Annotated in this window: 20 protein-coding genes; 5 read left to right on the top strand and 15 right to left on the bottom strand. The window is 67.6% G+C overall.

The genetic code is table 11. The features are described 5' to 3' along the window. Positions 1-16: 16 nt before the first annotated feature. Genes AC2AXK_RS05155 through larE form a run of 3 tightly spaced genes read right to left on the bottom strand, consistent with a single transcriptional unit; the run spans position 17 to position 1,580 of the window. The gene (locus AC2AXK_RS05155; RefSeq protein WP_484344290.1) at positions 17-355 is read right to left on the bottom strand and encodes a DUF202 domain-containing protein; all 339 of its coding nucleotides are present in this window, start codon (positions 353-355) and stop codon (positions 17-19) included. Further along, complete coding sequence (locus tag AC2AXK_RS05150) at positions 352-735, bottom strand: YidH family protein (RefSeq protein ID WP_484344289.1); 384 nt, start codon at positions 733-735, stop codon at positions 352-354. Before AC2AXK_RS05150 ends, AC2AXK_RS05155 begins: the two co-directional genes overlap by 4 nt. Beyond that, positions 732-1,580, bottom strand: a complete 849-nt coding sequence (gene larE / locus AC2AXK_RS05145; RefSeq protein ID WP_484344288.1) for an ATP-dependent sacrificial sulfur transferase LarE — start codon at positions 1,578-1,580, stop codon at positions 732-734. The genes AC2AXK_RS05150 and larE overlap by 4 nt, the downstream gene beginning before the upstream one ends. A 105-nt stretch (positions 1,581-1,685) precedes the next feature. Between larE and AC2AXK_RS05140 the strand changes: the two genes are divergently transcribed. The 4 genes from AC2AXK_RS05140 (at position 1,686) to AC2AXK_RS05125 (ending at position 5,795) form a co-directional block, all read left to right on the top strand. Further along, positions 1,686-3,104, top strand: coding sequence for a lactate racemase domain-containing protein (locus AC2AXK_RS05140; protein ID WP_484344287.1), 1,419 nt, complete (start codon positions 1,686-1,688; stop codon positions 3,102-3,104). 7 nt (positions 3,105-3,111) lie between these two features. Beyond that, positions 3,112-3,846: a nickel pincer cofactor biosynthesis protein LarB gene (gene larB / locus AC2AXK_RS05135; RefSeq protein WP_484344286.1), complete on the top strand. Its 735-nt coding sequence runs from the start codon at positions 3,112-3,114 to the stop codon at positions 3,844-3,846. Beyond that, positions 3,843-5,054 carry a nickel pincer cofactor biosynthesis protein LarC gene (gene larC, locus AC2AXK_RS05130; protein ID WP_484344285.1) on the top strand — a complete coding sequence of 404 codons (1,212 nt, stop codon included), beginning with the start codon at positions 3,843-3,845 and terminating at the stop codon, positions 5,052-5,054. The genes larB and larC overlap by 4 nt, the downstream gene beginning before the upstream one ends. 78 nt (positions 5,055-5,132) lie before the next feature. After that, entirely contained in the window at positions 5,133-5,795 is a 663-nt protein-coding gene (locus AC2AXK_RS05125) for a GntR family transcriptional regulator (protein ID WP_484344284.1), read from the top strand. Positions 5,796-6,061: 266 nt separating this feature from the next. Here AC2AXK_RS05125 and AC2AXK_RS05120 read toward each other — a convergent pair whose 3' ends face one another. From AC2AXK_RS05120 to AC2AXK_RS05105, 4 genes are read right to left on the bottom strand one after another with little or no spacing between them, the layout of a single operon-like run. Beyond that, positions 6,062-6,973, bottom strand: coding sequence for an NAD(P)-dependent oxidoreductase (locus tag AC2AXK_RS05120; protein WP_484344283.1), 912 nt, complete (start codon positions 6,971-6,973; stop codon positions 6,062-6,064). Further along, entirely contained in the window at positions 6,966-8,000 is a 1,035-nt protein-coding gene (locus AC2AXK_RS05115; RefSeq protein ID WP_484344282.1) for an ABC transporter substrate-binding protein, read from the bottom strand. The genes AC2AXK_RS05120 and AC2AXK_RS05115 overlap by 8 nt, the downstream gene beginning before the upstream one ends. Next, the gene (locus AC2AXK_RS05110) at positions 7,997-8,821 is read right to left on the bottom strand and encodes an ABC transporter ATP-binding protein (RefSeq protein WP_484344281.1); all 825 of its coding nucleotides are present in this window, start codon (positions 8,819-8,821) and stop codon (positions 7,997-7,999) included. The genes AC2AXK_RS05115 and AC2AXK_RS05110 overlap by 4 nt, the downstream gene beginning before the upstream one ends. Beyond that, positions 8,821-9,588, bottom strand: a complete 768-nt coding sequence (locus AC2AXK_RS05105; protein ID WP_484344280.1) for an ABC transporter permease — start codon at positions 9,586-9,588, stop codon at positions 8,821-8,823. The genes AC2AXK_RS05110 and AC2AXK_RS05105 overlap by 1 nt, the downstream gene beginning before the upstream one ends. Positions 9,589-9,774: 186 nt before the next feature. On the opposite strand from AC2AXK_RS05105, the gene ypfJ reads away from it, so the two are divergent. After that, positions 9,775-10,662, top strand: coding sequence for a KPN_02809 family neutral zinc metallopeptidase (gene ypfJ, locus AC2AXK_RS05100; RefSeq protein WP_484344279.1), 888 nt, complete (start codon positions 9,775-9,777; stop codon positions 10,660-10,662). Between the two features lie 138 nt (positions 10,663-10,800). Here ypfJ and AC2AXK_RS05095 read toward each other — a convergent pair whose 3' ends face one another. From AC2AXK_RS05095 to AC2AXK_RS05060, 8 genes are all read right to left on the bottom strand, one after another. Next, positions 10,801-11,151 carry a metal-sulfur cluster assembly factor gene (locus tag AC2AXK_RS05095; RefSeq protein ID WP_484344278.1) on the bottom strand — a complete coding sequence of 117 codons (351 nt, stop codon included), beginning with the start codon at positions 11,149-11,151 and terminating at the stop codon, positions 10,801-10,803. 17 nt (positions 11,152-11,168) lie between these two features. Next, positions 11,169-11,684, bottom strand: coding sequence for a Fe-S cluster assembly sulfur transfer protein SufU (gene sufU / locus AC2AXK_RS05090; protein WP_484344277.1), 516 nt, complete (start codon positions 11,682-11,684; stop codon positions 11,169-11,171). Beyond that, positions 11,681-13,000, bottom strand: a complete 1,320-nt coding sequence (locus AC2AXK_RS05085) for a SufS family cysteine desulfurase (protein ID WP_484344276.1) — start codon at positions 12,998-13,000, stop codon at positions 11,681-11,683. The genes sufU and AC2AXK_RS05085 overlap by 4 nt, the downstream gene beginning before the upstream one ends. A gap of 77 nt (positions 13,001-13,077) precedes the next feature. After that, complete coding sequence (gene sufC / locus AC2AXK_RS05080) at positions 13,078-13,839, bottom strand: Fe-S cluster assembly ATPase SufC (protein WP_484344275.1); 762 nt, start codon at positions 13,837-13,839, stop codon at positions 13,078-13,080. A gap of 9 nt (positions 13,840-13,848) precedes the next feature. Further along, complete coding sequence (locus AC2AXK_RS05075; RefSeq protein WP_484344274.1) at positions 13,849-14,190, bottom strand: non-heme iron oxygenase ferredoxin subunit; 342 nt, start codon at positions 14,188-14,190, stop codon at positions 13,849-13,851. After that, entirely contained in the window at positions 14,187-15,446 is a 1,260-nt protein-coding gene (gene sufD, locus AC2AXK_RS05070; RefSeq protein ID WP_484344273.1) for a Fe-S cluster assembly protein SufD, read from the bottom strand. Before sufD ends, AC2AXK_RS05075 begins: the two co-directional genes overlap by 4 nt. Then, a complete protein-coding gene (gene sufB / locus AC2AXK_RS05065) occupies positions 15,446-16,891 on the bottom strand; it encodes a Fe-S cluster assembly protein SufB (protein WP_484344272.1) in 1,446 nt (481 codons plus the stop codon). The genes sufD and sufB overlap by 1 nt, the downstream gene beginning before the upstream one ends. Then, complete coding sequence (locus AC2AXK_RS05060) at positions 16,888-17,586, bottom strand: helix-turn-helix transcriptional regulator (RefSeq protein WP_484344271.1); 699 nt, start codon at positions 17,584-17,586, stop codon at positions 16,888-16,890. Before AC2AXK_RS05060 ends, sufB begins: the two co-directional genes overlap by 4 nt. Positions 17,587-17,756 lie beyond the last annotated feature (170 nt).

The following is a 17,756-nucleotide window of genomic DNA, read 5'->3' as shown; positions in this document are numbered from 1 at the left end:
TCGTGTCCGGCCTGGATCACACTTGCCAGATCAGATAGGTCAGGGCGCCGCCGCTCGTCATGACCGCCAGCACTGCCATGAGGGCAGGCAGCCGCGCGTCGGGGAGCGCCTGCCGAGTGCCAAGGACGACATAGTGGTTGATCCCTGAGTACCGTGCGGTCGCGCACGCCTGGACAGCGACAGAGCCGAGAACCACGACTGAGCCGAGTGCAACCGCGCTCCACCCCAGGACGGGCATGAGCAGCCGGGCGCCTACCGCTCCCGCGGTCGCGAGTGCGAGCGCCGTACGGCGCCAAGCGAGTGCGGTGCGCTCTGGTTGCAGCCCGTCGTCGAAGACGGTGCGGACCGTGGTCATCCGAGGAGGAGCCCGAGGAGCACGAGCAAGCCCCCCACGAGAGTCCCCAGTCCCAACCAGCTCGCGAACCCGGGCGCCGGCAAGGGTCGACTCTGGCGCATCGCACGCTCGGCCCGAGTCCAGCTGATCCACGCGTGTGCGGGCGCCGCTGTCCCCAGGAGGACAAAGACAAAGGAAGCGGCTCTGGCCATTCCTCCATCGATGGGCAACGCGAACGCCTGGAGCGCGACGCCAGCAGCGTCGAGTGCGAGCGCGGTGCGCACCCAGGCCAGGAAAGTTCTCTCGTTTGCGAACGTGAAACGCACGTCAGGCTCGATGCCGAACCCGTACACGGAGCGAGGGAACCGGGCACGTGGCGCCTTGGCCGCATTTCCGGTCATGCCCTGCGCAAAGTCTGCGGAGACATCTCGACATGCTGGAACCCGGCATCCCGGACAGCCTTCTCGATGTCGGCGCGGACGGCCGCGTCCTGGGCGAGCACCTCCTCGTTCGGACCGAGCTGGACGAGGCCGGTTCCCTCACGGTGGCGCACGCGCAGCTCACGCAGTCCGAGCGCGCGCAACCCGTCCTCGGCCCGCTCGACCTCTTGCAGTCGTCCGATGGTGACCGGGACCGAGCGCGGGATGCGACTGGCGAGACACGGGGACGATGGCTTGTCCCAGACCGGCAGACCGAGGCTGCGCGCGATCGACCGCACGTGCGTCTTACCGATCCCAGCATCAACGAGGGGCGAGATGACACCGAGCTCGAGGGCCGCTCGGCGGCCTGCACGGTCGGTGGTCACGGCGTCGTCGGCGGTGTCTCCGTTCAGCAGAGCGTGTGCTCCCGTCGCGGAGACGCTCTCGAGAGCGGACCGCGAGTAGAGCTCATGCTTGCAGAAATAGCATCGGTCTGCGTCGTTCGCCACGTACCTCGGGTCATCCATCTCTTGCGTGAGCACCTCGACAAGCACGACGCCCATGACGGACGCGACGTGATGAGCCTGCTCGCGCTCGGCCTTGGCCAGGCTCGGGCTCACACCGAGCACAGCGATGACCTGGTCCGCGCCCTTGCTCCGGACGGCGAGCGCGAGCGCGACGCTCGAGTCGACCCCCCCGGAGAACGCGACCGCGACCTTCGCGGTGTGACTGATCGCGTCGGCGAACCGCACTGCGCACTGCTCCTCGTCGTCGGGAAGTTCCCGAAACGGGTCGTACAAAGCGCTTGCGAGCGTCGTTGCACTCATTTCACGTCTCCTGTCCGTGACCACCGACGCCGGGTATCGGCGACCTGCAAGTTCAATCTACATGTAACATGAAGTTAGTCATAGCCCGCCAATGAGAGGACAGAGATGCGCGAGACACTTGAGTACGGAGACGGCCACGTAGTTGTCGAGCTGCCAGATGATGCGACCGTCGTGCGGGCCGATGCAGCGCACCACGAACCTCCAGCACTGGAGGACCCGATCGGTGCGACGCGCTTAGCACTGGCTTCCCCTCTCGGCACACCGCCGATCAGCGCGCTCGTCGGCCCTGGCTCCAAGGTCGCTGTGGCATTCCCCGACCGTGTCAAGGGCGGCACCCACGCCACCGCGCACCGCAAGGTCGCGCTACCCCTCATCCTCGACCAGCTGGAGGCAGCCGGGGTCGACCCCCGTGACATCACACTCGTGTGCGCCATCGGACTCCACCGCAAGAATCGCCTGGCGGAGATGGTCGACTACCTCGGCCAGGATGTTCTCGACCGCATCCCGGCGGAGAACCTCGTCAACCATGACGCCGAGGACCCCGGGAACATGGTCGACCTCGGCGAGTCTGCGCTCGGCGACGCCGTCCAAGCCAACAGGACCGTCATCGAGTCCGACCTTGCCGTCCTCATCGGTCACACCGCTGGCAACCCGTACGGTGGCTTCAGTGGTGGGTACAAGATGCCGGCGACCGGTCTGACATCCTGGCGCTCCATCGCGTCACACCACTCCCCCCGCAGCCTCTACCGCGACGACTTCGTGCCCGCCTCCACGTCCAGCCGCTTCCGCGCACAACTCACCGCCATCGGACGCCGCATGGAGGAGGCCATGGCCAGGCCGTTCTTCAGCGTCGACGCCGTCCTCGACTCCCGGTCGCGACAGCTCGGAGTGTTCGCCGGGACCATCCCGGAGGTGGAGCAGGCGTCTTGGCCGCTCGCGACCGCTCGTACCGATCTGCAGCTCGACATAGAGCCAGCCGACATCCTCATCGTCGGCATGCCGCGAAACTTCCATTACGGGGCAGGCATGGGCAGCAACCCCGTGCTCATGATGCAAGCTATCGGAGCGAGCGTCGTGCGCGCCAAGAAGGCCCTAGTCGACAAGCCGGTCGTCATCGCGGCATCCGTCTGCGACGGCTGGTTCAACTCCTCGGAGTTTCCGCCCTACGAGGCAGCGTTTGAGCTCCTGCAGGGCTGCCAGCACCCAGCCGACATGCGCGAGCACGAAGAAGGACTGGCAACCGATGCCGAGTGGATCTACCAGTACCGGAACAACTTCGGGTACCACCCGTTCCACGCCTTCTCCATGATCTACATGGGCGGACTCGCCCGGGAACACTCCAGTGCGATCTATGTCGCTGGAGCAAAGAAGCCAGGTCTGGCCCGAGCCATGGGTGCCCGGACGACATCAACCGTCGAGGAAGCGCTACGCGAAGCCCGGGCGAGCCTCGGGCGTGAACCCCGAGTCCTCGTGGTCCCCGAGCTGAGCAAGCCGGCCTTCCACCTCACCGCCACGCGAGGCTGACGCGGCCATGACAACGAAGGACTCACGCTCCAAGACCACGCAGGGCCGACACAGTCCGGACGCGATCCTCGACCTCGGGTTCGCCCGCCTCGACATCGGGCGGACGTCTCGTACCGGGGATCCGGAGGTCGTCTACGGCCAGGGGAAGACGCCCGCACAAGTCGTCTCCATCCTCAGAGCTCTCGCACGAGAGACCAACGACCGGGCCATCCTCGCGACGCGCCTCGACACCGCAACTCTCGCTGCGGTGCGTGCCGAACTGCCCGACGCCGTCGTCGACGCCACCTCTCGAACCGCGCTGCTCGGTCCATTACCTGAACCTCGAGGCCTGGTCCTCGTGCTCAGCGCGGGCACAGCCGATTCCACCGTCGCCGGTGAGGCTGCTGTGACCGCAACGGCGCACGGCGCGGGCGTCGAGTGCATCAACGACGTCGGCGTTGCAGGACTCCACCGGATCCTCGCTGTCCGCGACCGTCTCGACGAGGCCGACGCCCTCGTCGTCGTCGCGGGGATGGAAGGCGCCCTGCCGAGCGTCGTCGGCGGGCTCACCGGGGTTCCCCTCGTCGCAGCACCGACCTCGACGGGATACGGGACCGGGGCCCACGGATACGCTGCCATGCTCTCCATGCTCAACTCGTGCGCACCCGGCATCGTCGTCGTCAATGTGGACAACGGTTTCGGCGCCGGAGTCCATGCCGCTCGCATCGCACGCCGGGCACAGCCACGGGTGGGCGCACGATGATCGGGTGGCTGCAGTGCGCGGTGGGGGTCAGCGGCGACATGCTCCTCGGCGCGCTCGTCGACGCCGGCGTTCCGCTGTCGGTCATCGATGCCGCGGTCGCGTCGGTCGCGCCGGAGCGCATCGTCCTTCGGCGCGAACGGGTCGTGAAGGCCGGTATCGCCGCAACCAAGGTGCACGTTGACGTCGACGAGTCTCACCACCACCGGACCTGGCGCGATATCCGCGCGATGCTCCAGGACGTCGATTTCCCTGGCCGCGAACAGGCGTTGCGTGCTTTCGAAGCCCTCGCCCGCGCCGAGGGCACCGTGCACGACAGCGCTCCGGAGGACGTCCACTTCCACGAGGTCGGTGCACTCGATGCCATCGCCGACGTCGTCGGCGTATGCGCCGGGTTCGCCCACCTTGGTCTGGACCGGCTCGTAATCTCTCCGCTCGCACTGGGCGGCGGCACTGTTCAGGCCGCGCACGGCACTCTTGCTGTGCCCGGACCCGCCGTCGTCCAGCTGCTCAAGGGCGTCCCCTGCTACGGCGGGCCCGTCCAGCAGGAGCTCACCACACCGACAGGGGCTGCACTGGTCACCGCGTTGGCCAGCGCCTGGGGTGATCAGCCGCCGCTCCACGTCGTTCGCCAGGGCTTCGGCGCCGGAACCCGCGACATCGCGGACCGGGCCAACGTCGTTCGACTTGTGATTGGCACACCGCTTAACAGCACGAACGCGGGCGTCACGGCTGGGCCTAGCGCCCCTGCCACCACCGCCGTTTCCGAGAGCATCGTCATGGAGTCCAACATCGACGATCTCGACGGCAGAATATGGCCCGACGTCCTGTCCTCGCTATTGGCAGCAGGGGCGGAGGACGCGTGGCTGACGCCGATCGTCATGAAGAAGGGGCGGTCCGCCCACACGCTGAGTGTGCTCACGACACCGTCCGCGGCAGCCGCCATGCGCTCGATCATCTTCACGCGGACCTCTGCGATCGGTCTGCGCGCGTACCGGGTTGCGAAATACGCGCTCGAGCGCGAGACAACGACCGTGACGGTCGACGGGCAGCTCATCCGCGTCAAGCTCGCAGCCCACGACGGCGTGACCGTGAACGCTCAGCCCGAGTGGGACGACATCGCCGTGGCAGCGGACGAGCTTGGACAACCACCCAAAACGATCCTGGCACGCGCCCTCGGTGAATTCTGGTCAAACGAAAGCTCGCGGTGACACACCAACCCGCAGCGGGATCTGCATGTAGACTCGGCGATCCGGGACAAACACGTCCGAGAGGCCGATGACTCCGTGATGCTCAACCTCGAAGAAGTGACGCCACGCCCGCGCGTCGCGGACGACGTTTACGACCGCCTGCACCGTGCGATTCTCACCAAGCAGATCGCACCCGGCACCAAGCTCAGCATCCCCAGCCTCGCGGACCAGCTCGCCGTCAGCCGCAGCCCCGTGCGTGAGGCTGTCCAACGGCTGGTCCAGGAGGGCCTCGCCACCGAGGCCCCCCACAAGGGGGCCGTCGTCACCAGCCTCGATCCGTCAGCGCTCGTGCCCCTTTACGAGGTTCGGGGAGCCCTCGAAGGCCTCGCGGCTCGCCTCGCGTGCGAGCGGGTCACCCCGGACGAGCTCGCGGCGCTTCGCAAGACGCTCAACGAGCACGAGAAGGCCGTCGAGCGGTCGGAGTCTCACATTGAGCTCGACATGCAGTTCCACGCGCTGATCAGGTCAGCAGCAAGGAACAAAGAGCTGAGCGACTCGCTCGAGCGCGTCCAGGGCAAGATCACGATCGCAATGCTCTCGGCGACGCCGGTATGGCACCAGCGCGCACTCACCGAGCACCGAGAGATCTTCAACGCAATCTCCGCCCGAGACCCCGACGCCGCCTGCGCCGCGGCTACCGCCCACGTGGCTCGCGTGCGTCAAGACATCGCTGAGCTCGTAAGCGCAGCACCAGCCACCTGACCAGCTCTATGACCCACGCTGGCTTGTCAACGCGTCTTGAACGACGACGTGCTGCGCCAGTGCGTGCCCCAACGACCCGAACCTCTGGAAGCCCCCGGTTCCGAGACCCTCGATGAGGTCGCCCGGCATCTCAACAGCCGACCACGTGGGCGCTCGCCCGGGATACCCCCGGCGAGCGCCTGCGTGGTCGGCTGACGACGAATAAGACCGTCGGATGGTGCGAACACCACTAGAAGCGGCCCTTGGGCAGGCGCTCCGTCGTGCTCTCAGTGACTGGCTCCGTGCCGGCGAGCCACGCACCCGCTCAACGACTCGAGCACTTTGATCACGGCTACAGAGTCCTCGTCACCGTGACCTGACTCGATCGCCTGCGAGTTGAGCTCTTGGGCCGCCGTAGCCACCGCGAGGTTGAGCCCGTGGTGCCGCGCGAGCTCGAGGGCCAGCGCGTTGTCCTTGTGCATGAGTCGCACGGAGAACGTGGCGTCGAAGTTCCCGTCTACAGCGCGCGGCGCAACCTCCTTGAAAAGGCCGCTCACAGAGGCTGCCCCGGAATTCATGACCGTATCGACGAACACGCCCGGGTCGAGCCCGGCCGCCTCGGCGAGGACGAGCGCCTCCGCAGTGACGGCATTGATCGTGCCGAGCATGAGATTGTTCAGCAACTTCAGAGTGACACCACTACCGACCGGACCGACGGGAAGGATCGTGGAGGCGACCGGCGCCAGGACATCTTGCGCTACGCCGCATGCGGAGGCAGTACCGCCGAGCGGCAACGTCCACCGGCCCACCGCACCCGGGCGCCCCAGCACTGGGCAGTCGACGTAGTCGCCGCCAGCTGCTGCCAAGAGCTGCTGACTCCTGGCGGAGGTACGTGGATCGACTGTGCTCGTGTCAAGGACCAGCGGAGCAGTGCCTCCGACAGCAACGATCTGATCAATGACATCGTCAACGATGCCGGGCGTGGGCAGTGACAGAACAACGACATCGCTCGATTGCACGAGAGCGGCGACGCTGGACGCTACCGAGATCCCTGCCGCAGTGGCCCGGCTACGGGCAGCATCCCCGATGTCGAAGACACTCAGCCTGGTTCCGGCGCCGTGCAACTTGCGCGCGATCGGGAAGCCCATCGCACCCAGACCGATGACGCCGACGCTGCGCGAAACCACACGATCACTCACCTAACTTCTCCTCTGCGACCCTGATGAACAGTGATGTGTCGAAGAACTCGGAAGGCTCGACGTACTCTGGGACACCGCCAAGCGCAACGAAGGCTTCTTCCGCCTTGCCGACCCAGTTGAGGACCGCACCGGAACGGTAGTGCTCCAGCCATTCCTCGTTCGTGTAGTCAGTTTGGAAACTGATCTGGTGCTGAAGGTCCTCCAACGTCGCGTCCTCCGCATAGGCCTCCGCATGCACGGTGGTGAGCGCCGCTTCCTGATCAGCGCGGAAGGCCTCATTGCTCGTCAGCCATCCAGCGATGATCTTCTCGATCGTCTCCGTGTTCTCCACGTACCACTCGTTGTTCGCGATCCAGCCTGATACCACTGCCGCATCGGGGTAGTTCTTGCCGCTGTCGACGAGCACTGCGTCCGGGACGGCATCGACGACGCGGAGGTCAAACGGGACCCACAGAGCAATCGCGTCCGTCGACCCTGAGGCGAATGCTTGGACAGCGTTGGGCATCGCCGCGTTGACGACGTCGACGTCCGCGCGATCTATGCCGGCCTCCTCGAATGCCCGGAAAAGTAGGATGTCCGCTGTCGTCCCCTCGGTGGTCACAATCGTCTTGCCGGGAAGATCAGTGATCGACGTGATTCCTGAATCCGGGTGCGCCCATACCTGCCCGGTGTCGGTCTCGATCGTGTTCGCCATGAAGATCTGGCCCTCGCCCTGCGCGGGGAAGTTCGCGGTCACACCGCCCATGATCGCCACGTCGATACTGCCGCCGGCGAGAGCCTGGCTGACCGCTACCCCGGTGTCGAACTGGCTGAGCCGAAGGTCGAGACCCTCGTCGGCGAAGTATCCCTCTGCCTTGCCCAGCCACAGCTTGTCGTCCACGCCGATCGTGTGGAGATAGCCGACACGAACCACAGTCGCGCCCTCAATGGTTTCGCCGCCACCGTCAGATTCGTCGAGCAGCCCACACCCGCTTAGCGCGAGGGCCCCAACGGCGACAGCAGCAAAATTTCGAAATGGTTTTCTCATGATGCCTTCTTCGATGCCGGAAAATGGGACATGCTGCGCATGACGCCCTCGAGGTGGCGTCGGAGCTCGATGAACTCGGGCGCCAGCCTCGACTCAGCGTTGCGGGGGAAGGGCACGTCTACGTCGATGATCTCGTAGACGGTCGTCGGGCGCGCCGAGAGGACGACCACGCGATGGCTCAGGAAGATCGCTTCTTCGACCGAATGGGTGATGAACATCGCGGTGCGCTGGTCTTCTTGGTTCGCGTCGTGCAGCAGTTCCTGCATGAACTCTCGAGTCTGGGCATCGAGTGCGGCGAACGGCTCGTCCATGAGCAGCACCTCGGGGTCCGTGGCGTACGCACGAGCAATTGCCACACGTTGGCGCATCCCGCCGGACAACGTCTTGGGAAGCGCGCCCTCGAAGCCCTGCAGACCCATGAGCCTCACGTACCGGTCGACGATCTCCGCCACCTCGGCCTTCGGGCGCCGTGTCCGACGCAGCGTGAGTCCGAACGCAATGTTCTCTGCGACGGTCATCCACGGGAAGATCGCGTACTGCTGGAAGACGACTCCTCGTCGGTGGTCAGGTCCGGTCACGATCTCCCCGTCGACCCGGGCGACGCCGCCGCTCGGCATGAGGAACCCGGCCGCGATCGTCATCAGCGTGGACTTCCCACAACCACTGGGGCCGAGGACACTCACAAACTCTCCGTCATGAACGTCAAAGCTGACGCCGTCCATCACTTCGACTCGCTTTTTCCCGGCGCCAAAGCCCATCCGGATGTCTTCGAAGCGGATCTTCGTCACGGGCTTGGTCGTCCGGTCGTCCTGAATGGACATCAACGTTCCACCCTTTCTTGCCAGCGCACCATGCGCTTCATGAGCATGCTCAACAACCGGTCCATCACCAGAGCTGCGATGCCGATGAGGATGATGCCCCCATAGATGAGCTCCATCTGGAAGAAGTTCGCGGCGCTCTGGATCGTCGCGCCCAAACCACGCCGCGCAGCAATGAGCTCAGCTGCGACCAGCGTCGCCCACGAGACACCGAGCGCCACGCGGACAGCGACAAGCACCTGTGGGAACGTCAAGGGGATGACGACCCGCCGGAAGAGCTCCAGCTCGGTCGCGCCCATTGCGCGTGCAGCCGTCACGTAGATCTGGTCGATGGCGGACACACCCTCGTAGATCACGACGACCGACGCGAAGAATGCGGCGTAGACGAGGATGGAGATGCGGGCCTGCTCGCCGATGCCGAGATAGACGATCACGAGCGGGATCAGCGCGATGGGCGGCAACGCTCGGAAGAAGCTCACGAGCGGGTCGAACATCCCACGGAGGATCGGGTACCACGCGAGGAGAAACCCGACGGGGAGGGCGGCAGTGCAACCGATCAGCACGCCGATAAGCACTCGCAGGACGCTGAGCTGGACGTCCTTCAGGAGGCCGCCGTGAGCGAACCTATCGACCAGCGTGCTCAGCACGGCGCCCGGACTCGGGACCTGGCCGGCGCCGAGGGCTCCACTCATGGCCAGGATCAACCACGCCGCGATAAAGATCAAGAACCCGAATACCGGAAGCATCGCGTGCCTGAGTTTGCGACTCACACACACCTCCTACACGTCGTTGTGTAACGGCTCGGAATCGAGCCACTCCGCAGAGTATGCGATATCTACATGCAACATGCAACTCTCGAGTTGTGCGGCCGCTGTGGGACCACCACCCCGGATCGTTACGCGATCCGATCGTCGCTGCCGCGGTGTGAGCCCCTGGTGCCGGGTAACCTGCCACCCATGACATTCCAGGAGGGCGGATCCTTCGACAGCAGCCGGGTCCGGAAGAGGTCCGGAGGACGCACTGGCGGCATCGCTCTGGGTGGTGGTCTCGGGGCGATCGCGCTGTTCGTGATCGCCCAGCTGCTCGGCGTCGACCTGACGGGCCTCGTCGGTCAGGACGACAGCGGCGGTCAGGCACAGACAGAGACGGACCTCACGGGGTGCGAGACGGCCGACCGCGCCAACAGCGACTCGGAGTGCCGCTACGGCTGGACGCTGGAAGCGCTGGACACCTACTGGGCAACGGCGCTGCCGGACCACACGGGCGTCGAGTACACGATGCCGGCAGCGGTCGCCTTCACCGGGTCGACGACGAGCGGGTGCGGCGCGGCGACGAGTGCGACCGGCCCGTTCTACTGCCCGGCGGACGAGACCGTCTACGTCGACACGGGCTTCTTCGACGTCCTGCGTGACCAGTTCGGCGCATCGGGCGGGCCGCTCGCGGAGCAGTACGTCGTCGCCCACGAGGTGGGTCACCACATCGAGCAGATCACCGGCGCCATGGGCGGCGCCGACCGGTCCGGAGCAGGACCGGAGTCGGACTCCGTCCGCATCGAGCTCATGGCCGACTGCCTCGCCGGGATGTGGGCGGGCAACGCGTCCCGGACCATCGACCCGGACACGGGTAAGGCGTTCCTCGAGCCCATCACGCCGGAGCAGCTCGCCGACGCCCTCTCCGCCGCGGAGGCGGTCGGGGACGACCGCATCCAGGAGGCGTCGAGCGGCCGCGTGAACCCGGAAGCGTGGACGCACGGCTCCGCCGAGCAGCGTCAGCGGTGGTTCACCACGGGCTACGAGGGCGGCACGTTCGATCAGTGCAACGCCCTCGAGGCCGCGACCCTCTGAGGGGCGGCATCCCCCAGCGCTGAGCAGCCCGAGCGGCACCACCGAAGGATCGCGCTGCCGCCGGAGGGCGTGCGCAACGCCGAACGCGCCGCCCGTCGTCGACGAGCAGCGCGTTCGTGGTCCTGGTGGCAGGCGGCGTCAGACGTTGAAGCCCAGTGCCCGCAGCTGGTCCTTGCCGTCCTGGGTGATCTTCTCCGGGCCCCACGGCGGCATCCACACCCAGTTGATGCGGAACCCGTCGACGACGCCCTCGAGCGCCTGGCCGGCCTGGTCCTCGATGACGTCGGTCAGCGGGCAAGCCGCAGACGTGAGCGTCATGTCGATGACCACGTGGTTGTTCTGGTCGAGGACCAGCCCGTAGATGAGCCCGAGGTCGACGACGTTGATCCCGAGCTCGGGGTCGATGACGTCCCGGAGGGCCTCCTCGACGTCGGCGACGTTCGTGGGTGCGTCGGCAGTCGCCGCGCCGTTCGTCGTGTCACTGGTCATGGGGTCTCCTTGGGAGGTCAGCTGTGGCTGGACGAGGTGGAGCGGGCCGGGGAGTCCGACAGGACCCCGGTACGCGCGAAGGTGTCCCGCAGGGCGGCCCACCCGAGGAGCGCGCACTTGATGCGCGCCGGGAACTGGGAGACACCGGTGAATGCCGCGCCGTCACCGAGCTGCTCCTCGAGGTCCCCGTCGAGGCCCTTCCCGCGGGAGGACATGAGGTCACGGAAGACGGACGCGACGTGCTCGCTCTCGGCGACGTCCTTGCCGGTGACGAGCTCCGTGAGGACGGACAACGAGGCCTGCGAGATGCTGCATCCCTGGCCCTCCCAGCTCACGCGCTCGACGCGCGTGGCGCCCGACTCGTCCTGCGTGAACTGCACGCGCATCGTCACCTCGTCGCCGCAGGTCGGGTTCACCTGGTGCGACTCCGCGGCCAGCGCCGCCGGGTCGGACTCGACGAGGCCGCGCCCGTGGGGGGTGCGCGAGTGGTCGAGGATCACCTGCTGGTAGAGCTGCTGCATCGAGCTGGTCATGCATCACCGTCCTTGTCAGTCAGTCCGAAGAACGCCCGGACACCCGCCAACGATTCCCGGAACACCCGGATCTCGTCGACGGTCGTGTAGACGGACGCGGAGGCGCGGGCCGTCGCGGCGATGCCGAACCGGCGGTGCAACGGCTGCGCGCAGTGGTGCCCCACCCGGACCGCGATGCCGGCGTCGTCGAGCATCTGCCCGACGTCGTGGGCATGCACACCGTCGACGACGAACGAGACGGCAGCGAGCCTGTTCGTCGTGTCGAGCGGACCGATGACCCGGACACCCGGGATGTGGGCGATCTGCAACAGCTCGGCAGCGAGCTCGCGCTCGTGCGCTGCGACCGCCTCCATGCCGAGGTCCGCGAGGTACGTCGCGGCGGCGCCCATCCCGACGGCCTGGGCGACCATCTGCGTACCGGCCTCGAACCGCTGCGGCGGGGGCGCGTACGTCGTCGAGGTCATCGTGACGACCTCGACCATCGAGCCCCCGGTGGTCACCGGCGGCATCGCCTCGAGCAGCTCCCGGCGCCCGTAGAGCGCGCCGACACCTGTGGGTCCGAGCATCTTGTGGCCGGAGAACGCCGCGAAGTCCACGCCGAGGGCGTGCAGGTCCACCGGCATGTGCGGGACGCTCTGGCAGGCGTCGAGCACGGTGACCGCGCCGACCGCGCGGGCACGCTCGACGAACGGCGCGACGTCGGTCACCGCTCCGGTGACGTTCGACGCGTGGGTGAACGCGAGGATCCGCGTGCGCTCCGTGACCACCGAGGCCAGCTGCTCCGTCCGCAGCCGACCGTCGTCGTCGACCTCGATCCAGCGGACCACGGCACCTGTCCGCGCAGCGAGCTCCTGCCACGGGACGAGGTTGGCGTGGTGCTCCGCCTCGGTGACGACGATCTCGTCGCCCGGGGCGAGGGCGAACCGGCGCGCGGCCTCTCCCCCGCGTCCTGCGGTGGCGTTGGAGAACGCGTACGCGACGAGATTGATCCCGGCCGTGGCGTTCGTCGTCCAGACGATCTCGCCCTCGTCCGCCCCCACGAAGGTGGCGACGGCCCGACGCGCGGCCTCGAACGCCTCGGTCGCCTCTTCGGCGAGCTGGTGCGCGCCCCGGTGCACCGCGGCGTTGCGCTCGAGGTAGAAGTCCTGCTCCGCATCGAGCACGGGGTCGGGCTTCTGGGAGGTGGCACCCGAGTCGAGGTACACGAGGGGACGGTCACCGCGCACCGTCCGCGCGAGCAGCGGGAAGTCGGCGCGCACGGCGGCGAGCTCCGCGGCGCTCAGCGCTGCGGGCCGTCCCAGGTCGGTGGCGGTCATCGTCCCTCGCTTCTGGTGGTGACCCGCGGACGGGTCACCACCATCTCGTGTGCTGCAGTCGTGCTGACGCGTGACGCTCAGGCGGTCGCGGTGGTGAGGAACCGGTCGTAGCCCTCGTTCTCGAGGCGCTGGGCGAGCTCGGGGCCGCCCTCCTCGGCGATGCGCCCGTCGACGAAGACGTGCACGAAGTCCGGGGTGATGTACCGCAGGATGCGCGTGTAGTGCGTGATGAGCAGCACGCCGACGTCGCCGCTCGCCTTGACCCGGTTGACGCCCTCGGACACGACGCGCAGCGCGTCGACGTCGAGGCCGGAGTCGGTCTCGTCGAGGATGGCCATCTTCGGCTTGAGCAGCTCCATCTGGAGGATCTCGTGGCGCTTCTTCTCACCACCGGAGAAGCCTTCGTTGACGGAGCGCTCCGCGAAGGACGGGTCCATGCGCAGCGCCTCCATGGCGCCCTTCATGTCCTTGACCCAGCTCCGCAGGGGCGGCGCCTGGCCGTCGATCGCCGTCTTGGCCGTGCGGAGGAAGTTCGAGACCGAGACACCCGGCACCTCGACGGGGTACTGCATCGCGAGGAACATGCCCGCGCGGGCGCGCTCGTCGACGCTCATGGCGAGGACGTCGGCGCCGTCGAGCGTGACCGTCCCACCGGTGACCTCGTACTTCGGGTGCCCGGCGAGGGAGTACGCGAGGGTGGACTTGCCCGAGCCGTTGGGGCCCATGATGGCGTGCGTGTGGCCGCTGTTGATGGTCAGGTCGACGCCGCGGAGGATCGGCTTGGGGCCCTCCTTGGTCTCGACGCTCACGTGCAGGTCGCGGATTTCAAGCGTGGACATTCTGATCTCCTAGGAAGACGACAGGGGGGCGTCGACGTCGACGAGCACTCGCTCGCCGTCGACGCTCACGGGGTAGACGGCCACGGGACGCGTGGCGGGCAGTGCGGTGGGCTGGCCGGTGCGCAGGTCGAACTGCGACCCGTGCAACCAGCACTCGATGAAGCAACCCTCGACCTCGCCCTCGGACAACGACACAGCACCGTGGGTGCACAGGTCCGAGACGGCGTGCAGGTCGCCGTCGGAGTCACGCACGATCGCGACCTCGACGGTTCCCCGCTCGCCCTCGAGCTCCACGCGCAGCGCAGTCTCCGGCGCCACGTCGGTCGTCAGGCAGGCAAGCTGGGCGCTCATGCGCCAGCCGCGGCGGGCAGGCCGCCCTCGATGACGCTCATCGACTTCGCCAGCTCGGCGTCGATGGAGGCGAGCAGGCGCTCCTCGACGGAGGCCACCCCGATCTCCTGGATGAGCTCGGCGAAGAACCCGCGCACGACGAGCCGACGCGCGTCGGCCTCGGGGATGCCGCGGGCCTGCAGGTAGAACAGCTGCTCGTCGTCGAAGCGTCCGGTCGCGCTCGCGTGGCCGGCCCCCTCGATGACACCCGTCTCGATCTCGAGGTTCGGCACCGAGTCCGCGCGCGCACCGTCCGACAGGACGAGGTTGCGGTTGAGCTCGTAGGTGTCGGTCCCCTCGGCGGCGGCGCGGATGAGCACGTCGCCCACCCAGACCGTGTGCGCCTCCTGGCCCTGCAGCGCGCCCTTGTACGTCACACGGGACTTGCAGCGCGGGACGGCGTGGTCGACGAACAAGCGGTGCTCCTGGTGCTGACCGGCGTCGGCGAAGTACAGGCCCACCATCTCGACCTCACCGCCCTCGCCGACGAACTCCGCGTCCGGGGTCACGCGCACGACGTCGCCGCCGAGCGTCACGACGACGTGCTTGACCTTCGCGTCGCGTCCGATGCGGATGCGGTGCGAGCTCGCGTGCACGGCACCGGCGGACCAGTCCTGGACGCTCACGAGGGTGAGGTGGGCGCCGTCCTCGGCGACGATCTCCACGGTCTCGGACAGCGTCGCGGTCCCCACGTGGTCGAGGAGGACGACGGACTCGCTCATCGCCTGGGCGTGGATGAGCAGGTGGGAGGCCGTCGGGGTGGTGTCGATGCCCTCGACGCGGATCGACGTCACGTCCGAGGCGACGGCCTCGGCGGGGATCGTGACGATCGTCGCCTCCTTGACGGCGTTCCAGGCCGTGACCGCGGTGCGGTCGCCGGGGCGCCCGGCCAGGCCGAGCCGTGCGTCGTCACGCCCGACGATCTGCACGGAGACCTCGTGCGCCTCGACGACGGTCGTCCGGACACCGAGCGACGCGAGGTTGGCGTCGAAGAGCGGCGCGAGCCGGCCCACGGGTGAGAAGCGCCACTCCTCCTCGCGCCCGGTGGGCACGCCGATCGTCGCGAGGTCGAACGACGTCACGCGCTCGGCGCGGGATCCCTGGGGCGTCCCGCCGGTGCCGTGCGAGTGTGCGCCGTCGGCGACCGCGCGTGAGTGGTCGGTCGTCAGACCGCCCTCCGGGGCTGGTGTGGTGGTGCTGGGGGCAGAGCTGGTCATCAGCCGACGGACCCTTCCATCTGGAGCTCGATGAGGCGGTTGAGCTCGAGGGCGTACTCCATGGGCAGCTCACGAGCGATGGGCTCGACGAACCCACGCACGATCATGGCCATGGCCTCGGTCTCCGCCATGCCTCGGGACATGAGGTAGAACAGCTGGTCCTCGCTGACGCGCGAGACGGTCGCCTCGTGACCCATCGACACGTCGTCCTCGCGGACGTCGACGTACGGGTACGTGTCGGAGCGGGAGATCTGGTCGACGAGGAGCGCGTCGCAGAGCACGTTGGACGCGGAGTGCTTGGCGCCCTCGAGGACCTGGACGAGGCCTCGGTAGGACGTGCGTCCACCGCCGCGGGCGACCGACTTCGAGACGATCGACGAGGACGTGTGGGGGGCGGCGTGCACCATCTTGGCGCCAGCGTCCTGGTGCTGGCCCTCGCCCGCGAAGGCGATGGAGAGCGTCTCACCACGGGCGTGCTCGCCCATGAGGTAGATCGCCGGGTACTTCATCGTCACCTTCGAGCCGATGTTGCCGTCGACCCACTCCATCGTCGCGCCCTCGGCGGCCGTGGCGCGCTTGGTGACGAGGTTGTAGACGTTGTTCGACCAGTTCTGGATGGTCGTGTAGCGCACGCGAGCGTTCTTCTTGACGATGATCTCCACGACCGCGGAGTGCAGCGAGTCGCTCTGGTAGATCGGCGCCGTGCAGCCTTCGACGTAGTGCACGTAGGAGCCCTCGTCGGCGATGATCAGCGTCCGCTCGAACTGGCCCATGTTCTCGGTGTTGATCCGGAAGTACGCCTGGAGCGGGATCTCGACGTGCACGCCCGGAGGGACGTAGACGAAGGAGCCACCGGACCACACCGCGGTGTTGAGCGCCGCGAACTTGTTGTCGCCCGCGGGGATGACCGAGCCGAAGTACTGCTCGAAGATCTCGGGGTACTCGCGCAGACCGGTGTCGGTGTCGACGAAGATGACGCCCTGCTCCTCGAGGTCCTCACGGATCTGGTGGTAGACGACCTCCGACTCGTACTGGGCTGCGACGCCCGAGACGAGGCGCTGCTTCTCCGCCTCCGGGATGCCCAGGCGGTCGTACGTCGCCTTGATGTCCTCGGGCAGCTCTTCCCAGGTGGTGGCCTGCTTCTCCGTCGACCGCACGAAGTACTTGATGTTGTCGAAGTCGATGCCCGAGAGGTCGCTGCCCCAGTTCGGCATGGGCTTCTTCTCGAAGAGCTTCAAGGACTTGAGGCGGAGCTTGAGCATCCACTCCGGCTCGTTCTTGAGGCTCGAGATGTTCCGCACCACGTCCTCGTCGAGTCCGCGCCGCGCGAGCGAGCCGGCGGCGTCGCTGTCGTGCCAGCCGTACTCGTAGGAGCCGATCGAGGCGATGATCTCCTCGTCGGTCTCGACTGCGGGAGCGTTGGAGTCCTGCGTAGGTGCGCTCATCGTGTTCCTTCCACGGGTGTGACGGGGACGTTGGTGGTGCACACGTGCCCGCCGGAGGCGAGGGTCACGAGGCGTTGGGTGTGAGAACCGAGCAGACGGGAAAAGACTTTGGACTCCGCGTCGCACAGCTGGGGGAACTCTGCGGCGACGTGCTGCACGGGGCAGTGCCCCTGGCACAGCTGGAGCGTCATCGCGCCGTTGACGGGCCGGACGCTCGCCGCGAAGCCGTCGGCGGACAGCGCCTCGGCCAGCTGCTCGACCCGGCCGGGGACGTCGGTCGCGGTGACCTTCTCGGCGTAGCGCGCCTCGAAACCTTCGAGGCGACGGGCCGCGAACTCCTCGACGGCGTCCGGGCCAGCGACGTCAGAGAGGAAGTGCAGCGCCTGTGCGGCGATGTCCGGGTACTGCCCCGCCATCGTCGTGTGAGCCCGTTCGGTGCCGACGTAGGCACGTGCTGGTCGCCCCCGGGTGCCGGACCGGCGGCCGCCGTCGTGCACGGCGACCATCCCGGTCTCCTCGAGGCACCCGATGTGACGCCGGATGCCTGCAGCACTGAGATGGAGCGTCGCAGCGAGGGACGCCGCGGTGATCGGTCCCTCAGCGACGATGAGGCGCAGGACGCGGTCGCGGGTCGTCGACTCGTCGCCCGCCGCGGAGTCGGTGCTGGGTACGCGAGCTCCTGCTGCCAGACTCATCCCGCCACCTCCGTCCACTGCGTGCAGCCATGACCGGCCTGTCGACGCACCCAGGTGGCACGTCTATTAGGCAACATCCTTGTGGGCTAAATCGATTCCCGCAAGGAAGGAAACCCTCACCTGCCGCACCGCCACGCCCCGCCGGTGCTCGGGATCACACCCGCGCGGGA

Source organism: Sanguibacter sp. Z6_81, from assembly GCF_057180625.1.
This window is presented reverse-complemented; position numbering and strand designations above follow the sequence as displayed.

Excerpts from the sequence above, each read along its gene's own strand:
- larB (WP_484344286.1), top strand. The coding sequence starts at position 3,112 with ATGACAACGAAGGACTCACGCTCCAAGACCACGCAGGGCCGACACAGT.
- sufB (WP_484344272.1), bottom strand. The coding sequence starts at position 16,891 with ATGAGCGCACCTACGCAGGACTCCAACGCTCCCGCAGTCGAGACCGAC.
- ypfJ (WP_484344279.1), top strand. The coding sequence starts at position 9,775 with ATGACATTCCAGGAGGGCGGATCCTTCGACAGCAGCCGGGTCCGGAAG.
- sufU (WP_484344277.1), bottom strand. The coding sequence starts at position 11,684 with ATGACCAGCTCGATGCAGCAGCTCTACCAGCAGGTGATCCTCGACCAC.
- AC2AXK_RS05060 (WP_484344271.1), bottom strand. The coding sequence starts at position 17,586 with ATGAGTCTGGCAGCAGGAGCTCGCGTACCCAGCACCGACTCCGCGGCG.
- AC2AXK_RS05075 (WP_484344274.1), bottom strand. The coding sequence starts at position 14,190 with ATGAGCGCCCAGCTTGCCTGCCTGACGACCGACGTGGCGCCGGAGACT.
- AC2AXK_RS05150 (WP_484344289.1), bottom strand. The coding sequence starts at position 735 with ATGACCGGAAATGCGGCCAAGGCGCCACGTGCCCGGTTCCCTCGCTCC.
- AC2AXK_RS05085 (WP_484344276.1), bottom strand. The coding sequence starts at position 13,000 with ATGACCGCCACCGACCTGGGACGGCCCGCAGCGCTGAGCGCCGCGGAG.
- larE (WP_484344288.1), bottom strand. The coding sequence starts at position 1,580 with ATGAGTGCAACGACGCTCGCAAGCGCTTTGTACGACCCGTTTCGGGAA.
- sufD (WP_484344273.1), bottom strand. The coding sequence starts at position 15,446 with ATGACCAGCTCTGCCCCCAGCACCACCACACCAGCCCCGGAGGGCGGT.
- AC2AXK_RS05095 (WP_484344278.1), bottom strand. The coding sequence starts at position 11,151 with ATGACCAGTGACACGACGAACGGCGCGGCGACTGCCGACGCACCCACG.
- AC2AXK_RS05110 (WP_484344281.1), bottom strand. The coding sequence starts at position 8,821 with ATGTCCATTCAGGACGACCGGACGACCAAGCCCGTGACGAAGATCCGC.
- AC2AXK_RS05140 (WP_484344287.1), top strand. The coding sequence starts at position 1,686 with ATGCGCGAGACACTTGAGTACGGAGACGGCCACGTAGTTGTCGAGCTG.
- AC2AXK_RS05125 (WP_484344284.1), top strand. The coding sequence starts at position 5,133 with ATGCTCAACCTCGAAGAAGTGACGCCACGCCCGCGCGTCGCGGACGAC.
- larC (WP_484344285.1), top strand. The coding sequence starts at position 3,843 with ATGATCGGGTGGCTGCAGTGCGCGGTGGGGGTCAGCGGCGACATGCTC.
- AC2AXK_RS05155 (WP_484344290.1), bottom strand. The coding sequence starts at position 355 with ATGACCACGGTCCGCACCGTCTTCGACGACGGGCTGCAACCAGAGCGC.
- AC2AXK_RS05115 (WP_484344282.1), bottom strand. The coding sequence starts at position 8,000 with ATGAGAAAACCATTTCGAAATTTTGCTGCTGTCGCCGTTGGGGCCCTC.
- sufC (WP_484344275.1), bottom strand. The coding sequence starts at position 13,839 with ATGTCCACGCTTGAAATCCGCGACCTGCACGTGAGCGTCGAGACCAAG.